Raw genomic sequence first — 14,752 nt, forward strand, 5'->3', positions numbered from 1 at the left:
AGCTGGCTCGCGCCTATGCTTTCGCTGAAGATTTGGTCGTCCGCGTGAAGTCAGGCTTGCGCTTCTCCAGGAAGGCTGTGAACGCCTCTTTTGCGTCGTCGGAGCGAACCTGCGCGCTGAACTCGGCGTTCTCGGCTTGCATCGCGGCTTTGATCTGCTCGCGGAACGGCTGCTTCATGAGCCTCTTGCTGGCTTGCAGGGCGCTCGCCGGCTTCGCCGCCAACTTCCCGGCCGTCTCAGCCGCCCTCGTCAACACATCCTTGTCGGAGACGACCGCGGTCGCCAGCCCCAATTCCACCGCACGCCGGGCGTCGAACGGCGCGCCCATCAAGATCAGTTCCGCCGCACGGAGGTGGCCGATCCGCGCCGGCACGGAGTAGCTCGACCCGAATTCCGGCACGACGGCCAGATTGATGAAAGGCATCTGGAAGTGCGTGCTCTCGCCCGCGTAGATGAAGTCGCAGTGCGTCAGCATGGTGGTGCCGCCGCCGATCGCGGCGCCATGGACCGCAGCGACCACCGGCTTGTCGAACTTGACCAACGCATCCATCAGCGCGGACTGCGGTGATTCCCCCGGCCCCGGCGGATTCTTGAGGAAATCCTCGATGTCGTTGCCGGCGCAGAACGAATCTCCCGCGCCGTGCCACAGGACCACACGCGTGCTGTCGTCACCGGCCGCTTCGTTGAACACGCTTGCAAGTGCCAGGTACATCGCCGACGTCATCGCATTCCGCTTGGTCGGGCGGTTCAACTGGATGCGCAGGATGCCCCCGCCATGTTCGGTAACGATATCATCCATTGTCGACGTCCTGATCCCGGTGAATTTGATGCAGGCGGAGCGGCGCGCGCCGCCCGCCCGGGTCGTCTCGCGTCACTTCGCCTTCGGAACGACCCCGCTCTCATGCAGACCGGCAATTTCGGCGGCGCTGAATCCGAGTTGCTGGAGGACCTCGTCGTTGTGCTCGCCGATGTTGGGGGCACGTTTCGCCGGCACCTTGGCGACGCCATGCACCTGAAGCGGGCTGCTGATGGTGGACGTCAGCTTGCCGCCGGCACCGCTGAGCGGAACGATGATGTCGTTCGCCTGGAGCTGGGGATCGTTGATCACCTCTTGCGGTCCACGCACCGCGCCGAACGTCACGTGCACGCCGTTGAACACCTCGTACCAATGTGCCATCGGTTGGGCACAGAAGGTCTCGTCGAGGATTGCCGTGAGCTGCGGCATGTTCGCCGTCAGCTTGGCCGGATCGGAGAAGCGCGGATCGGTCAGCAGATCGGGGCGGCCGATGGCCTTGGCGACGGCGGCCAACTTGTCGGGCGTGACAATGAGCACGAACCAGGTGTCGTCCTTGGCGCGATAGACGTTCATGGCCGCATTCGCAGGATTCTTGCGATCGTGCAGTCCGAAGAATTTTGCATCGCACAGCGCGGCCTGGATCGAGACGCTGGCCGACCAGACGCCTTCGGCGAGCAGTGATGTCGTGACATGCGCCCCCTCGCCGGTGCGCTCACGACGATACAGGGCCGTGACGATCGCCGAGTACAGCCCGACGGCAGTGGCATTGTCGCCGCTGCCGGCCACCGGCCAGGTCGGCGGCGCACCGGCATCGCGCGTCATCGACAGCAATCCGCTACGTGCCCAGTACGAGGTGATGTCAAAGCCGGGAAGGTTCGCATCCGGCCCCTTGTCGCCGAAACCCGTGAGGTCGGCGTAGATCAGTCGCGGGTTCCACCCCACCACATCTTCATATTCGAGTTTCAACTTCTTGCGCGCCGGATGCGGCGTGTTGACGATGAGAACGTCGGCCCATTTGACCAGCTTCTCGAGAACCTGGTGGGCACTCGGAGACTTCAAGTCGAGCGCGATGCCCCGCTTGTTGCGGTTGGCGAGGTGCCAGGGATAAGGATCCTCGGCGACCGGCTGCGGTGGCATGTGGTTCGCGTGCCGCCACAGCTCGCCGCTCGGCGGCTCGACCTTGATGACGTCGGCGCCGAAATCCGACAGGATCACCGCGGCACTGGGGCCCGCGATGAAGCTCGCCAGATCGACGACCTTGAGTCCGGAGAAGATGTTGTCGCTTGCCATAGCTGTGTTTCCTAATCGCTGTGTGCGAGGGCTGCTTCACCGACCGTGAAACTGCGGCGCGCGTTTCTCGAGGAAGGCAGCGGTGCCTTCCTTCTTGTCTGCAGTGGCGGCGCAAATGCCGAAAAAGGACGCTTCGAGCACCAGGCCTTCGCTTTGGCTGATCTCCATCCCCTTGTTGGCGGCCTCAAGCGAGAACTTCACGGCAATCGGCGCGTTGGCCGCGATCTGGTTCAGGATCGTCTCGGCCCGCGCGATCAGGTCCGCCGCAGGTACGACTTCGTTGACGAGGCCGATGCGATAGGCGTCCTGCGCGGTGATCGTTTCGCCGGTGAGGATCAGCTGCAATGCGCGCCCCTTGCCCACCAGGCGCGGCAGCCGCTGCGTTCCGCCGCCGCCCGGCAGCAGGCCCAACTTGACCTCCGGCTGCCCGAACTTGGCGTGCTCTGCCGCAATCCTCATCGTGCAAGCCATCGCGGTCTCGCAGCCACCGCCGAGCGCAAAGCCGTTGACCGCTGCGATCACCGGTTTGCCGAGATTCTCGATCAGGTCGAGCACACCCTGCCCGAACCGGCTCGATTCCTCGGCGTCGTAGGCGTCGACATGCGCGAGTTCGCTGATGTCGGCACCGGCGATGAAGGCCTTGTCCCCGGCACCCGTGAGGATCACGCCGCGCACGGATGCATCGGCCTTTGCTTCGCTGAATGCGGACCGCAAATCCGTCCAGGTCGGCGTGTTGAGTGCGTTGAGCACTTTGGGCCGATTGACCGTTACATAGGCGATCGACCCCTTCTTCTCGTATTGGACATTCGCAAGCGTCAAAGCCTGCGAAGGATTGGGCGATGCGGTTCCCGAAACCATGGTCATATCTCCTGGGTGTGGCGGCCGGCGACGATGCGCCGGCACCGCTGCGGCGTCACAGGAAGGCGCCGTGGCCGGTGATGGCCTTGCCGACGATCAGATTCTGCATCTGATACGTGCCTTCATAGGAGTAGAGCGCCTCGGCATCGGCGAAGAAGCGCGCGACATTGTAGTCGGCGACGATGCCGTTGCCGCCCAGAACCTCACGGCCCCATGAGACCGTCTCGCGCGATTTCGCCGTGCAGAATGCCTTCGCCAGCGCCGCATGATGGTCGCCGAGCTTGCCTTCGTCATCGAGTTGCGCCAGGCGGAGCATCAGGCACTGACACGCGGTCAGATTGGCAAGCATCTTGGCGAGCAGGTCCTGGACCATCTGGAACGACGCGATTGGCTTGCCGAATTGCAGTCGCTCCTGGGCGTATTTGAGGGTTGCCTCGAATGCGCCCATCTGGATGCCGGTCGATGCCCAGCCCACCATGTAACGCGTCATCCGCAGCACACGCGCGGTGTCACGGAACGAATTGCCGCTCTGCAGACGGTTGGCTTCAGACACCCGAACATCCTTGAGGGTGATCTGGCCGTTCTGAACCACCTTGAGCGCGATCTTGTGCTCGATCTTCTCGACGCTGAAGCCCGGCGTCGACTTGTTCTCGACGATGAATCCCTTCACCTGGTTGTCGGCGAGATCGCGCGCCCAGATGATCGAAAGGTCGCACCATGGTGCGTTGCCGATCCAGCGCTTCTGTCCGTTGAGGATCCAGGTATCGCCTTCACGCTTGGCGGTCGTGGTCAGACCACCGCTCGTTCCCGAACCGACCAGCGGCTCGGTCAGCCCGAAGCACCCGATCTTCTCGTAACGCGCCATCTGCGGCAGCCATTTCTGCTTCTGTTCCTCCGAGCCGTCGAGATAGATCGAACCCATCGCGAGGCCATTGTGGACGCCCCAGAACGTGCAGATCGACGCGTCGACGCGTGCGATCTCCATCGCGACGAAGCCGAACAGTTTCTGGCTGCCGCCGGCGCAACCGTAGCCCTCAAAGCCGAGACCGCCGATGCCGAGCTCCTTGAACGACGGCAGCAATTCAAACGGAAAAGCGTCATCCGACCAGTATTTGTTGATGATCGGCTGGACCTTGGTCTGCATGTAGGCCCGCACCTTTGCGACGATCGCCTTCTCCTCCGGCGTGAGATGCTCGACCAGCTGATAAAAGTCGCCATCGGGTACGGGGACCGGTTTCGCTGCGGCCTTGCCTGAGGCGGTGGCTGTGCTCATGTTGAACTCCTGATGCTGCGGCCGGACGGCCGGCGTATTGTGAAAAGGTCGAATGGCTGATCGATCTCGGCTGGTGCGCCGGGGGGGTCACCGTTTCCTGGCAACCTTGTTGCGCAGCTCAATCAGGCCGAGCAGGACTTCGTCGCGCTCCGCTTCCAGCTCCGCGATGCTGCGTGATCCAGCCTCGGCATGGACGCTGTCGATGAGCTTCTTTTGCACCTCCGGTGTCAGCACCGGCGAGCCGAGGGTCTTCCACCAGGCCGTCATCGGGCCGGTGAATTGCTGGAAGAAGTGCTCGATACCGCCTGGACCGCCGCCGAGATGGTTGAGCATCATGCCGCCCATGACGCCCCAGCGCAGGCCCGGGCCCCAGCTCAGGGCGGTGTCGACGTCGGCGGCGCTCACCACACCCTCGGCGACAAGGTAGTAAACCTCGCGGCTTAGCGCCGCCTGCAGACGGTTGGCGACATGCCCCGGCATCTCCTTGTTGACGCGCACCGTCCGCTGCCCGATCGAGGTGTAGAATTCATCAACGCGCCGGATCGTCGCTTCCGAGGTCTTGGCCCCGCCGACGATCTCCACCAGCGGGATCAGATGCGGCGGATTGAACGGGTGAGCGATCACGCAACGCTCCGGATGGGCCGCTGCGCCCTTCTGGATTTCGCTCATGGTGAGCCCCGACGAACTCGATGCGATGATCACATCGGGCTTCAGCAATTCGTCGAGCTGCCCGTACAGCTTCTGCTTGAAATCGATCCGCTCGGGCCCGTTCTCTTGAACGAGATCGACCCCGTCGACCGCCTGCGCCAGCGCGGCCGTAAACTTCAGGTTCGACTGTGAGGCTCCGGGTGACAGGCCCAATCGCTCGAGCGCCGGCCATGCAGTCTCCACGAACTTGCGCAGCGCGGCTTCCGCGTTCGGCGCGACGTCGGTCGCGACCACCTGCAATCCCTTGGCAAGATACAGCGCAGACCAGCTTGCGCCGATCACGCCGGTGCCGATGATTGCGATACGGCGAATGGGTTTGGTGTCGGTCATGTCATATCTCCGATCGATTCGTTAGATTTCGGCGTAGGCAATGCCGGTAAGGTTGCCCTGAGCGAAGAGGACATTTCGCTCGCCGGATCCATCAAGCCGTGCGGAGTAGATCGAGCCGGCAAAATCAGTGACGAACATGCGGTCGTTCCGAACATCGAGTGCGATGCCGATCCCTTCCATGAGATGGGTCACCACGATCTCCGGCTCGGCCGGCTTGTTGTCGATCGAAGCGCGGTTCACGGTGTTGCCGCGTGGAGGATCGCCGCGGTCGGTCCAGTAGAGGACGCGGTTCTCGTGGTCGAGTTCGAGATCGATCGGCTCCGGCAGGCCGTCGTAGAAGATCTCGATGTCGGACCTGTTGGCTGCGGTCTGGCCTGCGGGAATTTCGACATTGGCCCGGAAGATGCGGCCGAGCCCGGCATTGTCAGGCCCTTTTTGCGTCCAGTAGAGATGTCCGAATTTCGGATCGATCGTCAGTCCGACGCACCATCGCGTCTGATCCCGGCTATCGGATTCGCCCCGCCCGGCCTCGATCAGCGTCTCGAGCTGCGAACCATCGAGATTGCAACGCATGACGCGCATTCCCTCGCGGTCGCACCAGTAGAGCTTGCCGACGCTGCTATCGAGAATGATCTGCTTTGGAGTGTGAGTGGCTCCCTGCGCGATGATGGTCTTGCGGTTCTTGCCGTCGAGGTCGGCGCGTTCGATGGTCCCGTCATTCAGGTTGGGGATGCCCATGTTGGTCCAGTAGATATGACCGGCTTCGGCATCGACGACGATGCCGTCCGGGAGGTGGCAGCCGGTCACGATGGTCTTGCGATCGGAGCCATCCGTATTCATGGTGTGAATGCATCCGGCATTCAGTTCGAGCACGAACAGACGCGGCACTGTGACGTTTGCGGATGGGCTCGTAGCGGCTTTTGGCATATCGCACCTGCATTGTGGCCCGACCACGAACCGGTCAGGTGAGCGCGACTATGATCCGATCGCCGATGCGCGGCTTGGACAGGAATGTCTTCGCTGGGATGGGCTTGCTGCTCGATCCGCTGCGAGCCTTCCGTCGATCGGGACGGGATAAGCGCGAGAATCGTCCGGCCGCCAAATTCGGCTGCTTGCACCGAGATTCGTTCGCGGCAAGCGCAACGAGTTGAGCACGCATCGCGACGACCATCACCGATGCGAAGGCAGCAGTTTTCGCCAAACAGCGCGCCAAACGTTCAAGCACAACCGATGGACAAGCCGGATGGTTGACGTTGCATGGACTGCGGGGAGTCGCCGCCGTACGGATGATCGTCGACGCGACGAGATCCGTTTTGTCAGAGCGGCTCGATGGGTTCGATACGAGAGCTGAGTAGCGCCCGATAGCCGGTGAGGCCGGCGCCGCGCCAAGACGCTGGCCGGGCAAGGCAACGCGCTGCAGGCGCGCTTCGAGCCGATGAGGTACCGCAGTCCGCGCTCACCGGAACCGGGAAGGCCTCAGCGCGTCTTTCGTGGCACCGGAAACATGCCCCAGTGAGAGCAGCTGATCCAATCCTCGTGATCTATCGCTAACGTAGATGCGGATGCTGTGGTCGTCATGATCGTCTCCTTGGTTGTGTGTACACTTTGAAGTTGGGAGACCATCAACCCGTCACAACTAAAACTCTCGTTAGGGATCGCGCGGCTCGCGCATGATTGCCGACCGGCGCGAATTCAGTCACGCCGCGATGGCAGGGTTTGAGCCGGCACTTGGTCGCCTGAAGACCACGATCCGCGCGCGGCCGGTATGTCACGGCATACGTATTGTTGGGGCTCGGCCAGACGATCGCCAGGCGCCGCGCACGTTATGCGGCGCCAGTCCGACGAATGCGGTCCGGTCCTGCAGCAGAAACAATCGATTTGATCGATCAGAATGTATAAATAAATCTGTTGGATCGATTTGTCGTCGCGAACCACAATTGGCGCAACCCAGGAGACACGCCAATGACCATGACGACAGACTCCAGCAACTTCTCAGCCAAGTCTTCCCTACGTGACACCCTCCTGCCGCATCTAAGGCCCGCCCTTACGATCGTCCCCGGCATCGCCCTGGCCACGATCATCGCTTTCGGCGCCAACCTGATGCGCGGCATTCCGCAGATCGCGACATTCAGCCCCATGATCCTGGCCATCGCGATCGGAATTGCGGTGCGCAATCTGGTCGGCACACCATCTTCCGTCCGCCCTGGAATCGCTTTCAGCATGCGCCGTCTGCTTCGGTTCGCGATCGTCCTGCTGGGATTCCAGATCACGCTGACTCAGCTTGCAGCCGTGGGGGCAAAGGGACTCTTCATTGTTGCTGGCACACTCGTTGCCACGTTCGTCTTCACGCTTGCAGCAGGCCGCGCCCTGGGCGTCGAGCGAAAGCTGACCGAACTGATCGCCGCGGGCACCTCGATCTGCGGCGCCTCGGCGGTGGTCGCCACCAACAGCGTCACCGAGGCGTCCGACGAGGACGTCGCCTACGCGATCGCCTGCGTGACGATCTTCGGCTCGATCGCCATGTTTGTCTATCCATTGCTGCCCCGGCTTCTGCATCTCGACAGCCACGCCTACGGCCTCTGGAGCGGCGCCTCGATCCATGAGATTGCACAAGTGGCTGCCGCTTCCTTCCAGAACAGCCAGCGCGCCGGCGAGATCGGAACGGTTTCCAAGCTCGCCCGCGTCCTGCTTCTCGCACCCGTCGTGCTGACCCTTAGCCTCGTGACCCGGTTCACGGTGCAGCGCACTCGCGAACAGTCCGCGAGGCCGCCGCTCCCCTGGTTCGCGCTCGGCTTCGTCGCGGTGGTCGCCGTCAACAGCGTCATCACCATCCCGGGCGGCGCCAAGAGCGCGATGATCTCCCTGGCGACATTCCTCCTTACCATCGCGCTCGCCGCCATGGGCCTCGAGACCGACGTGTCGAAACTCTACGCTGCAGGCCTGCGTCCGGCTATATTGGGCGCGCTGGCCTTCCTCTTCATCGCCAGCTTCAGTCTTGTGGTCATCAAGCTCATGGGATGATCTGCTCAATGACGCTCGAACAGCTCCGGGTCTTCGCCGCAGTCGCCGACAAGCAGCACGTGACGAAGGCTGCCCGCGAACTGAACCTCACCCAATCGGCTACGAGCGCGGCAATCGCCGCGCTCGAAGCGCGTTATGGCGTCAAATTGTTCGATCGGGTCGGCCGGGGCATCGTCCTCACGCATGAGGGCCGCACATTCCTTTCCGAGGCGCGGGCGGTGCTGGCGCGTGCCCACGACGCCGAGCAGGTTCTGAGGGATTTTGCCGGGCTCAAGGCCGGACAGTTGACGATTGCCGCGAGCCAGACGGTCGGCAGCTATTGGCTGCCCGCAAGGCTGCTCGCATTTCAGGCGGTCCATCCCGGTATCAAGATCGACGTGAGGATCGCCAATACCGAGCAGGTCGCAACCGACGTTCGCGAAGGCATGGCCGATGTCGGTTTCATCGAGGGCGACATCGACGACCCCGCATTGTCCGCGCGTCGCATCGATAGCGATTCGCTGGTCGCGGTGGTGGGCGCACAGCACCCGCTGGCGGAGCAGCGAAAGCTGCCGCCTGATTGGATGAGCAAGACGCCATGGATCCTTCGCGAACCCGGCTCCGGAACACGTGCAATGTTCGAGCGGGCGTTGAAGAAACGCGGGATACGCCTTTCCGATCTGACCGTCCAACTCGAACTGGCGTCGAACGAGGCGATTCGAACGGCGGTTGAAACGGGCCGCTGCGCCGCGGCCATTTCCGATCTGGTCGTCGAGAAGGCCGTCGCGGCAAAGCGGCTGGTCAAACTGGACAGCGAGTTGGCAAAGCGTTCGTTCTACGTCCTCCGTCACAAGGAGCGGCACGTGAGCAAGGCAGAAGCCGCACTGATGTCCAGCATTGCGACTGGCGCTGCCCCCTAGATATGCCGAGGAGGTGATTGGCGTACCGGGCTCGCGCGTTTCAATCGCCGCAGACGATCAGAATGACCTGACAATCGCGTTAGACCACGACGGAGCCAGGCTCTACGCTTCGGGACATGGCAAGCACATTGAAAATCGCAGCTTGCCAGAGCGCAATCAAAGGAGACCTACAATGCTTCGATCCCGTCATTCTCTTCTCGCTATTGCTTCGCTGGCCATCGCCGCTTGCACGCTGGGTGCGCCGGCCGCACTGGCCGCCACTAACGCTACGCATGTCCCGCACATCCGGGACGCCGTGCACGCCGAGCAACTCTTTCCCGGTGTGAACGTGCGAGTTCCGAACGCTCGTGCGCAGCAACCACGAATCCATGCCGACGCCCCCTTCGCCGACCTGATCCTCGGATAAGTGGCAGGGCAGAACGGGTCAACCCATCCCGAAAAGGAGCTATCGATGACACATCATCAAAGCGATACACGTACTCAGGCTCTGTCTCGCCGTGCCCTGCTCCGCACCATGGGAATTGCAGGCATCACGCTTGCCAGCTCGTCGGCCTGGGCCGATCAGTCGATCCGGCTGCCGATTGCCGGGGAACCGCGGGAACGGCCCATGACGCACGAATTCCCGCAGAAACGGGACATGATCCTGCAGCGCACGCGACCGCCACTGCTGGAGACGCCGATGGAGGTGTTCGATCGGGGCGTATTCACCCCGAACGACCGGTTCTATGTGCGTTGGCACTGGGCCGTGATCCCCACCTCGGTCGATGCAGGCACCTTCAGGCTCACTGTGCGCGGGCACGTCAATCAGGTGCTGTCCTTGTCCATCGACGACCTGCTCAAGATGCCCCGGGTGGAGCTTGCCGCGGTCAATCAATGTTCGGGCAATTCGCGAGGCTTTTTTGCGCCCCGTGTTTCCGGCGCGCAATGGGCGCATGGAGCGATGGGCAATGCACGATGGACCGGCGTGCGGCTCAAGGACGTGCTGGATCGCGCGGGCGTCAAATCGGGAGGCATCCAGGTCCGCTTTAAGGGACTGGATGAACCCGTGGTGCCCGAGGCGCCAGACTTCAAGAAGTCGCTCGACATCGACCACGCCCGTGACGGCGAGGTCATGATCGCCTTTGCCATGAACGGCGAGCAGCTGCCGCTGCTGAACGGCTTCCCACTGCGTCTGATCGTGCCGGGGTGGTACTCGACGTACTGGGTCAAGATGCTGAGCGATATCGAAGTGCTTGATCGCCCGGACGACAATTACTGGATGGCCACCGCCTATACCATCCCAGATACCCCGCACGCCAACGTCACACCCGGCCAGACCGGCGTGAAGATGGTCCCGATCAGCCGCATGACGCCGCGATCGTTCATCACCAACATCGCGGACGGCGCGTCACTGCCGTCGGGAGCAAGCGCCGAGATCCGGGGAATTGCCTTCGGCGGCGACACAGGTGTCGCCAAGGTCGAGTATTCCGTCGATGACGGCAAGACCTGGCAACCCGCGACGCTGGGCGAGGACCATGGCAAGTACAGCTTCCGCCGCTGGCAAACCAATCTCCCGCCGCTGGCGACGGGCCGTCATTCTCTCATGGCGCGCTGCACGAATCTGGCGGGCGATGTTCAACCGGCAGAGCCCAACTGGAACAACAGCGGCTTCATGCGCGACGTCATCGAGCCGGTTCACATCACGACGACCTAGGAGCAGCACGATGCGACACGCAGCTATCATCGTCGGCGTATTGTCCGCAGCCCTGCTGACGTCCACCCCCGCGTGGGTTCAACGAGCCCCCGCGATCACATCGACGACCGTTGAGCTTCCTTCGGGCGACCAAATGTTTCCCGGCGGCTCGGACGCGAATGCGATCAACAACAACTGCCTGGCCTGCCACTCGGCAGACATGGTGCTGAACCAGCCTCCCTTGCCAAAAGCGGCCTGGGAGTCCGAGGTCGGCAAGATGATCAAGGCCTACAAAGCTCCTGTTGATGAGAGCGATGTGCCTGCAATCGTCGACTATCTCGTCAAGACCAAGGGCAAGACCTAGCGCCAACCGCCGGGCCGCGGTCGTACGCTTCGGACTATCTCGAGCGCGCGAGAAGGGTCGCGTCGCTAGGCCTGCGACCAGGACGAGCTGGCGTTGTCGAGCCAACGCTCGGTGTCTTCATCGGTCCAGCCGGGAACGGCGATTCGGGGTTGCCCACGTGTGAAGGCACCCGACGGCACCGCTTGTCCATGATGCGCGGTCAACCGGTGCTGGTTGTACCTGCCATGCAGGGTGCCCGCGCTCACATGGCCGGACATCGCGATCACAAAGGCCAAAGAGAAAAGAAAACGCATCGACGTGCTCCATCCCCTGCCCTCTCATCAAGTAGTGCATGTCGTACGCGCTCCCAACCCGCACGGGCCGCTCGGCGGTTCACGTTGGCGACATGCTCCCGCTCTCTCGTCCCTGTTACTTCCAGAGCTGGACGAGCGCAGGCGCAATGAACCCAATGATGAGACCATTGAGCCCGATGCCCAGTGCTGCGAACGCGGCGCCAAGCTCACTGCGGGCAGCCACCTCTGCAGCGGCAATGCCGCTCCCGGCAATTCCGGCAGCCAGACCATGGGCGCGCCAATCGTCGATCTTCAGCATGGTCAGCATCTTCCGACCGAGAGCCGCCGCCAGAATGCCGCCAAGGATCGCGAGCGCAGCCGTCAGCGCCGGAACGCCGCCGATCTGGCTGGAGACTGCGACCGCGATTGGCGTGGTGGCCGCCTTCGGCGCCATGGAAAGGGCAATCATGCGGGAGCCTCCGAACAGCCACACCAGACCTATGCCGGAGCCGATCGAGGTAACCGAGCCGGCGAGCACCGCCAACCCGACTCCGAGCAGGTTCTCCCTGACCAGCCGGACGCTCCGCGCGAGCGGAACGGCCAACGCGACAGTCGCCGGTCCAAGGAGAAAGCTCATGAACTGGGTCTGCGCTGCGTAGACCTTGTAATCCGTCCCGCTCACCACGACGATTGAAGCCACGAGCATGATAGCCGCAAGCACTGGACTTGCGAGCGCCGAGCCGCCACACGCACGCTGCAGCGCGTTGCCGAGCATGTAAGCCCCCAGCGTCACGGCGAGCCAGAATACCTGCATCGCGCCGAGCGAAGTCCAGAGATGTTGAATAGCGCTCATGGCAGACGAGGCTTTCGCTCAGCTTCTCTCCGAGGCCTGCAGGACGACCGCCGACCGGTTCGCCGCGCGCCGGCGGATACTAAAATGCATGACCCATCCGGTGACCGCAAGGCTCAACAGTGTCGATCCGATCAAACCCGCAGCGATCGGCAACCATTGCAGCCGCAATGCTCCGATCTCCGTGATGATACCGACGCCGGCCGGCACAAACAGAAGTCCCATGTTACGGACCAGCGTCTCGGCAGTGTGTTCGAGGCCGTCGACTGTCGGCGACTTGCTGGTCGTCTTTCCCGCCCTGAACACCAGGACCACGGTGAGGATTGACATCCCGATCACGGGTCCCGGTACGGGAAGCGCAAGCGCCTGGCGCAGCAGGTTGCCGGCGAGTTGGCACGCCAGCAGGATCAGAAATGCGGGTATCGTCATTCGTGGACAGACTCAACATCCGCGACAGATCGAACTCTCGATCATCTTCTGAAGCTGTGCATCCTCCTGGTCGATGGCGGGGTTGGTGCCGAGCGGCGGCCCCTTCATGGCATGGCCGCCGACACCGGACGAAGGAAGGGCCGTGCCCAACGAGTTCGTTCCTGGCGTCGCGGCGCTCGTGCCGAGCGCGCCACCCATGCCGAGCCCGCTACCCATCGACATATGCGACCCCATACCCCCCATACCGCCGCGGGCGAAAGCCTCGGTGCCGGAAAGGATGAGACAGAGGGCGAAAAAAAGAAGGGATATCAGCTTCATGATTACTGCTCCAGATGCTGCGGTGATCTGAACTCGAATTTGGGCGCCACATGCGCGCGGGCCACGCACGATCGCGAGAGCGATCATGACAAAGAATACAGAGTCCGGCGTCGACAGTTCTCGCAGGAGTGATCCTCGTCAACGCCCGGCAACACCTACATGACCGTGTACAGAACAGTTCATCGGGAAGCGCTACCGCCAGAGCAGCAGAGATCGCCAGTCGCAGATTCTCCGCACGAACAACACAACGGAGAACAGATATGACTATCTTCAAGACCTTGATTGGTGCGGCGCTGATCCTGACGGCAACAAGTCCATCAGCCTTTGCATCATGGTCCTTCGCAGACCAGGAGCCCGCCGCTTTCTCGGCGATGTACCCGAACCGGGATGCGCTCAATGGTGGCGCCTTGACGCCGGCGGGCCGGATGGGCCTCGAGTACCCCGGTGGCGCAGCACCTGTGTTCGTCGGCAGAAGCGTCCATCTCGGGATGCGGCATCACTAAGCGGACGCCCGGACAGGCATACGGAGTGCTGCTGCGACCCGCAGCGCACTCCGCCTTTCGCGCGAACTTTGGGCGCCAATGACGTGGCAGCTCGCGTGCCGGATCGGGGCGTTTGACCAAGATCCGCGAAGGCGATTGTCAGCCGAACGTGAATTGAGGCCGCCGATCTCACCGCTTACCTCCTGTTGCAACTGCCAACCAACGTCGGAGCCTCCAATGCGTGCACTTCTCTACGCAACGGCTGCACTCGTGCTGAGCGGCAACAGCAGTTTCGCGCAGGTCTCGACCATGGGCACGACCGCCATGGGAATTCCGACGACGCCTGGCGCGATTGTGTCATCGGCCCTAGCGGGACCGAGTCCATTTTCGAGTCTTTTCTCAGCCGCGACCGTTCCCGGAGCGCCGGCAACCACTCTGGCCTCACCTCCGCTGGCGGACGATCCAACGCTCCCCGGAACCAGCGTGAGTTGCTCGCCCACCGAGGTGGAGCTTTCGCCTTCCGTCATGAGTGTTACCTCGACAAACACCAACACTCCCATAAGCCCGAGTGCGATGAGCACGATGGGCAGCATCACCGGCATGCCGGGATCGACACCACCCATGACGAGCACAAGCCTGCCGCTGACCTTGGCGCCGGCCCTGCCCGTCACCATCGTGGGTCCGATCACGGGCAGCACGACCGGCACGATCGCGCCGCCGTCCGCTCTCGGCAGCTCCACGCCGGGCAGCTCCTGCACGGCCGCACCAGGCAACACGGAGATCAATGCCGCGGCGTTGCCCGTCTCCACTCCCGATATTCCGCCAGCGCCGCCGCCCGGCACCATTCAATCGCCGATGGCCGATCCCGACACGACCAACACCAGCATAAGTCCCGCGCCGAGCGTGATGCCTACGCCGAACACGCCTGCGTGCACCGAAGCCGTTTCGATGAACCTCGCCAATCCGGCGTCGATGTTTTCTTCCAACCCCAACGGCGCTTCGGCCACGCCGGGCACATCACCGCCTTCTGGTTGCTGAGCTGAGCTTTCCTGCCGGGATATCGATTTTCGCGCACACCTCGTGGAGGGGTCTGCCGATCACCGGCCGGCGCCTCGGGATATGCGCTGGCGGGCGCCAACTTCCAGAAAGGACCCGGATCAGAATCGAAAAATGGTGGACGCCTGGTCCGG

General features: G+C 62.9%; 18 protein-coding genes. 6 read left to right on the top strand and 12 right to left on the bottom strand.

Going from position 1 to position 14,752, the window contains the following annotated elements; translation table 11 throughout:
• Positions 1-13: 13 nt before the first annotated feature.
• The 6 genes from K359_RS0104785 to K359_RS0104810 all read right to left on the bottom strand — a co-directional run bounded on the left by K359_RS0104785 (position 14) and on the right by K359_RS0104810 (position 6,182).
• Entirely contained in the window at positions 14-799 is a 786-nt protein-coding gene (locus K359_RS0104785; RefSeq protein WP_029078333.1) for an enoyl-CoA hydratase, read from the bottom strand.
• A 72-nt stretch (positions 800-871) separates the two neighbouring features.
• On the bottom strand, positions 872-2,086 hold the full coding sequence (locus tag K359_RS0104790; protein WP_029078334.1) for a CaiB/BaiF CoA-transferase family protein: 1,215 nt from the start codon (positions 2,084-2,086) through the stop codon (positions 872-874).
• A 36-nt stretch (positions 2,087-2,122) separates the two neighbouring features.
• Positions 2,123-2,944, bottom strand: a complete 822-nt coding sequence (locus tag K359_RS0104795; RefSeq protein ID WP_156928354.1) for an enoyl-CoA hydratase-related protein — start codon at positions 2,942-2,944, stop codon at positions 2,123-2,125.
• A gap of 55 nt (positions 2,945-2,999) precedes the next feature.
• Entirely contained in the window at positions 3,000-4,217 is a 1,218-nt protein-coding gene (locus K359_RS0104800) for an acyl-CoA dehydrogenase family protein (RefSeq protein WP_029078336.1), read from the bottom strand.
• Positions 4,218-4,304: 87 nt separating this feature from the next.
• Entirely contained in the window at positions 4,305-5,255 is a 951-nt protein-coding gene (locus K359_RS0104805; RefSeq protein WP_029078337.1) for a 3-hydroxyacyl-CoA dehydrogenase NAD-binding domain-containing protein, read from the bottom strand.
• A 21-nt stretch (positions 5,256-5,276) separates the two neighbouring features.
• Positions 5,277-6,182, bottom strand: a complete 906-nt coding sequence (locus tag K359_RS0104810; protein ID WP_029078338.1) for a hypothetical protein — start codon at positions 6,180-6,182, stop codon at positions 5,277-5,279.
• A 1,035-nt stretch (positions 6,183-7,217) separates the two neighbouring features.
• Here K359_RS0104810 and K359_RS0104820 point away from each other — a divergent pair.
• The 5 genes from K359_RS0104820 (at position 7,218) to K359_RS0104840 (ending at position 11,211) form a co-directional block, all read left to right on the top strand.
• On the top strand, positions 7,218-8,276 hold the full coding sequence (locus K359_RS0104820) for a YeiH family protein (protein WP_084518263.1): 1,059 nt from the start codon (positions 7,218-7,220) through the stop codon (positions 8,274-8,276).
• Between the two features lie 8 nt (positions 8,277-8,284).
• Positions 8,285-9,175 carry a LysR family transcriptional regulator gene (locus tag K359_RS0104825; protein ID WP_029078341.1) on the top strand — a complete coding sequence of 297 codons (891 nt, stop codon included), beginning with the start codon at positions 8,285-8,287 and terminating at the stop codon, positions 9,173-9,175.
• Positions 9,176-9,347: 172 nt separating this feature from the next.
• Entirely contained in the window at positions 9,348-9,581 is a 234-nt protein-coding gene (locus K359_RS61055; protein ID WP_156928355.1) for a hypothetical protein, read from the top strand.
• Positions 9,582-9,626: 45 nt separating this feature from the next.
• Positions 9,627-10,868, top strand: a complete 1,242-nt coding sequence (locus K359_RS0104835) for a molybdopterin-dependent oxidoreductase (RefSeq protein ID WP_035976051.1) — start codon at positions 9,627-9,629, stop codon at positions 10,866-10,868.
• A 10-nt stretch (positions 10,869-10,878) separates the two neighbouring features.
• Positions 10,879-11,211 (top strand): sulfite:cytochrome C oxidoreductase subunit b precursor, encoded by a 333-nt coding sequence (locus K359_RS0104840; protein ID WP_029078344.1) that lies wholly within the window; start codon positions 10,879-10,881, stop codon positions 11,209-11,211.
• Positions 11,212-11,276: 65 nt separating this feature from the next.
• On the opposite strand, the gene K359_RS51095 is transcribed toward K359_RS0104840, so the two are convergent.
• From K359_RS51095 to K359_RS0104860, 4 genes are all read right to left on the bottom strand, one after another.
• Positions 11,277-11,504, bottom strand: a complete 228-nt coding sequence (locus K359_RS51095; protein ID WP_156928356.1) for a hypothetical protein — start codon at positions 11,502-11,504, stop codon at positions 11,277-11,279.
• 115 nt (positions 11,505-11,619) lie between these two features.
• A complete protein-coding gene (locus K359_RS0104850; protein ID WP_029078345.1) occupies positions 11,620-12,336 on the bottom strand; it encodes an LrgB family protein in 717 nt (238 codons plus the stop codon).
• Between the two features lie 18 nt (positions 12,337-12,354).
• On the bottom strand, positions 12,355-12,762 hold the full coding sequence (locus K359_RS0104855) for a CidA/LrgA family protein (RefSeq protein ID WP_051345982.1): 408 nt from the start codon (positions 12,760-12,762) through the stop codon (positions 12,355-12,357).
• Between the two features lie 12 nt (positions 12,763-12,774).
• On the bottom strand, positions 12,775-13,080 hold the full coding sequence (locus K359_RS0104860; RefSeq protein ID WP_029078347.1) for a hypothetical protein: 306 nt from the start codon (positions 13,078-13,080) through the stop codon (positions 12,775-12,777).
• Between the two features lie 260 nt (positions 13,081-13,340).
• Between K359_RS0104860 and K359_RS0104865 the strand changes: the two genes are divergently transcribed.
• Positions 13,341-13,583 carry a hypothetical protein gene (locus K359_RS0104865; RefSeq protein WP_029078348.1) on the top strand — a complete coding sequence of 81 codons (243 nt, stop codon included), beginning with the start codon at positions 13,341-13,343 and terminating at the stop codon, positions 13,581-13,583.
• Between the two features lie 230 nt (positions 13,584-13,813).
• Here K359_RS0104865 and K359_RS0104870 read toward each other — a convergent pair whose 3' ends face one another.
• Together K359_RS0104870 and K359_RS61060 are read right to left on the bottom strand one after the other, a co-directional pair.
• Entirely contained in the window at positions 13,814-14,371 is a 558-nt protein-coding gene (locus K359_RS0104870; RefSeq protein ID WP_156928357.1) for a hypothetical protein, read from the bottom strand.
• A 36-nt stretch (positions 14,372-14,407) separates the two neighbouring features.
• A complete protein-coding gene (locus K359_RS61060) occupies positions 14,408-14,569 on the bottom strand; it encodes a hypothetical protein (protein ID WP_156928358.1) in 162 nt (53 codons plus the stop codon).
• Between the last annotated feature and the right edge of the window lie 183 nt (positions 14,570-14,752).

It is taken from the genome of Bradyrhizobium sp. th-b2, from assembly GCF_000426785.1.
In the GTDB taxonomy this organism is placed as follows: domain Bacteria; phylum Pseudomonadota; class Alphaproteobacteria; order Rhizobiales; family Xanthobacteraceae; genus Bradyrhizobium; species Bradyrhizobium septentrionale.

Coding starts and splice junctions, on each gene's coding strand:
- K359_RS0104785 (WP_029078333.1), bottom strand. CDS start 799: ATGGATGATATCGTTACCGAACATGGCGGGGGCATCCTGCGCATCCAG.
- K359_RS0104790 (WP_029078334.1), bottom strand. CDS start 2,086: ATGGCAAGCGACAACATCTTCTCCGGACTCAAGGTCGTCGATCTGGCG.
- K359_RS0104795 (WP_156928354.1), bottom strand. CDS start 2,944: ATGGTTTCGGGAACCGCATCGCCCAATCCTTCGCAGGCTTTGACGCTT.
- K359_RS0104800 (WP_029078336.1), bottom strand. CDS start 4,217: ATGAGCACAGCCACCGCCTCAGGCAAGGCCGCAGCGAAACCGGTCCCC.
- K359_RS0104805 (WP_029078337.1), bottom strand. CDS start 5,255: ATGACCGACACCAAACCCATTCGCCGTATCGCAATCATCGGCACCGGC.
- K359_RS0104810 (WP_029078338.1), bottom strand. CDS start 6,182: ATGCCAAAAGCCGCTACGAGCCCATCCGCAAACGTCACAGTGCCGCGT.
- K359_RS0104820 (WP_084518263.1), top strand. CDS start 7,218: ATGACCATGACGACAGACTCCAGCAACTTCTCAGCCAAGTCTTCCCTA.
- K359_RS0104825 (WP_029078341.1), top strand. CDS start 8,285: ATGACGCTCGAACAGCTCCGGGTCTTCGCCGCAGTCGCCGACAAGCAG.
- K359_RS61055 (WP_156928355.1), top strand. CDS start 9,348: ATGCTTCGATCCCGTCATTCTCTTCTCGCTATTGCTTCGCTGGCCATC.
- K359_RS0104835 (WP_035976051.1), top strand. CDS start 9,627: ATGACACATCATCAAAGCGATACACGTACTCAGGCTCTGTCTCGCCGT.
- K359_RS0104840 (WP_029078344.1), top strand. CDS start 10,879: ATGCGACACGCAGCTATCATCGTCGGCGTATTGTCCGCAGCCCTGCTG.
- K359_RS51095 (WP_156928356.1), bottom strand. CDS start 11,504: ATGCGTTTTCTTTTCTCTTTGGCCTTTGTGATCGCGATGTCCGGCCAT.
- K359_RS0104850 (WP_029078345.1), bottom strand. CDS start 12,336: ATGAGCGCTATTCAACATCTCTGGACTTCGCTCGGCGCGATGCAGGTA.
- K359_RS0104855 (WP_051345982.1), bottom strand. CDS start 12,762: ATGACGATACCCGCATTTCTGATCCTGCTGGCGTGCCAACTCGCCGGC.
- K359_RS0104860 (WP_029078347.1), bottom strand. CDS start 13,080: ATGAAGCTGATATCCCTTCTTTTTTTCGCCCTCTGTCTCATCCTTTCC.
- K359_RS0104865 (WP_029078348.1), top strand. CDS start 13,341: ATGACTATCTTCAAGACCTTGATTGGTGCGGCGCTGATCCTGACGGCA.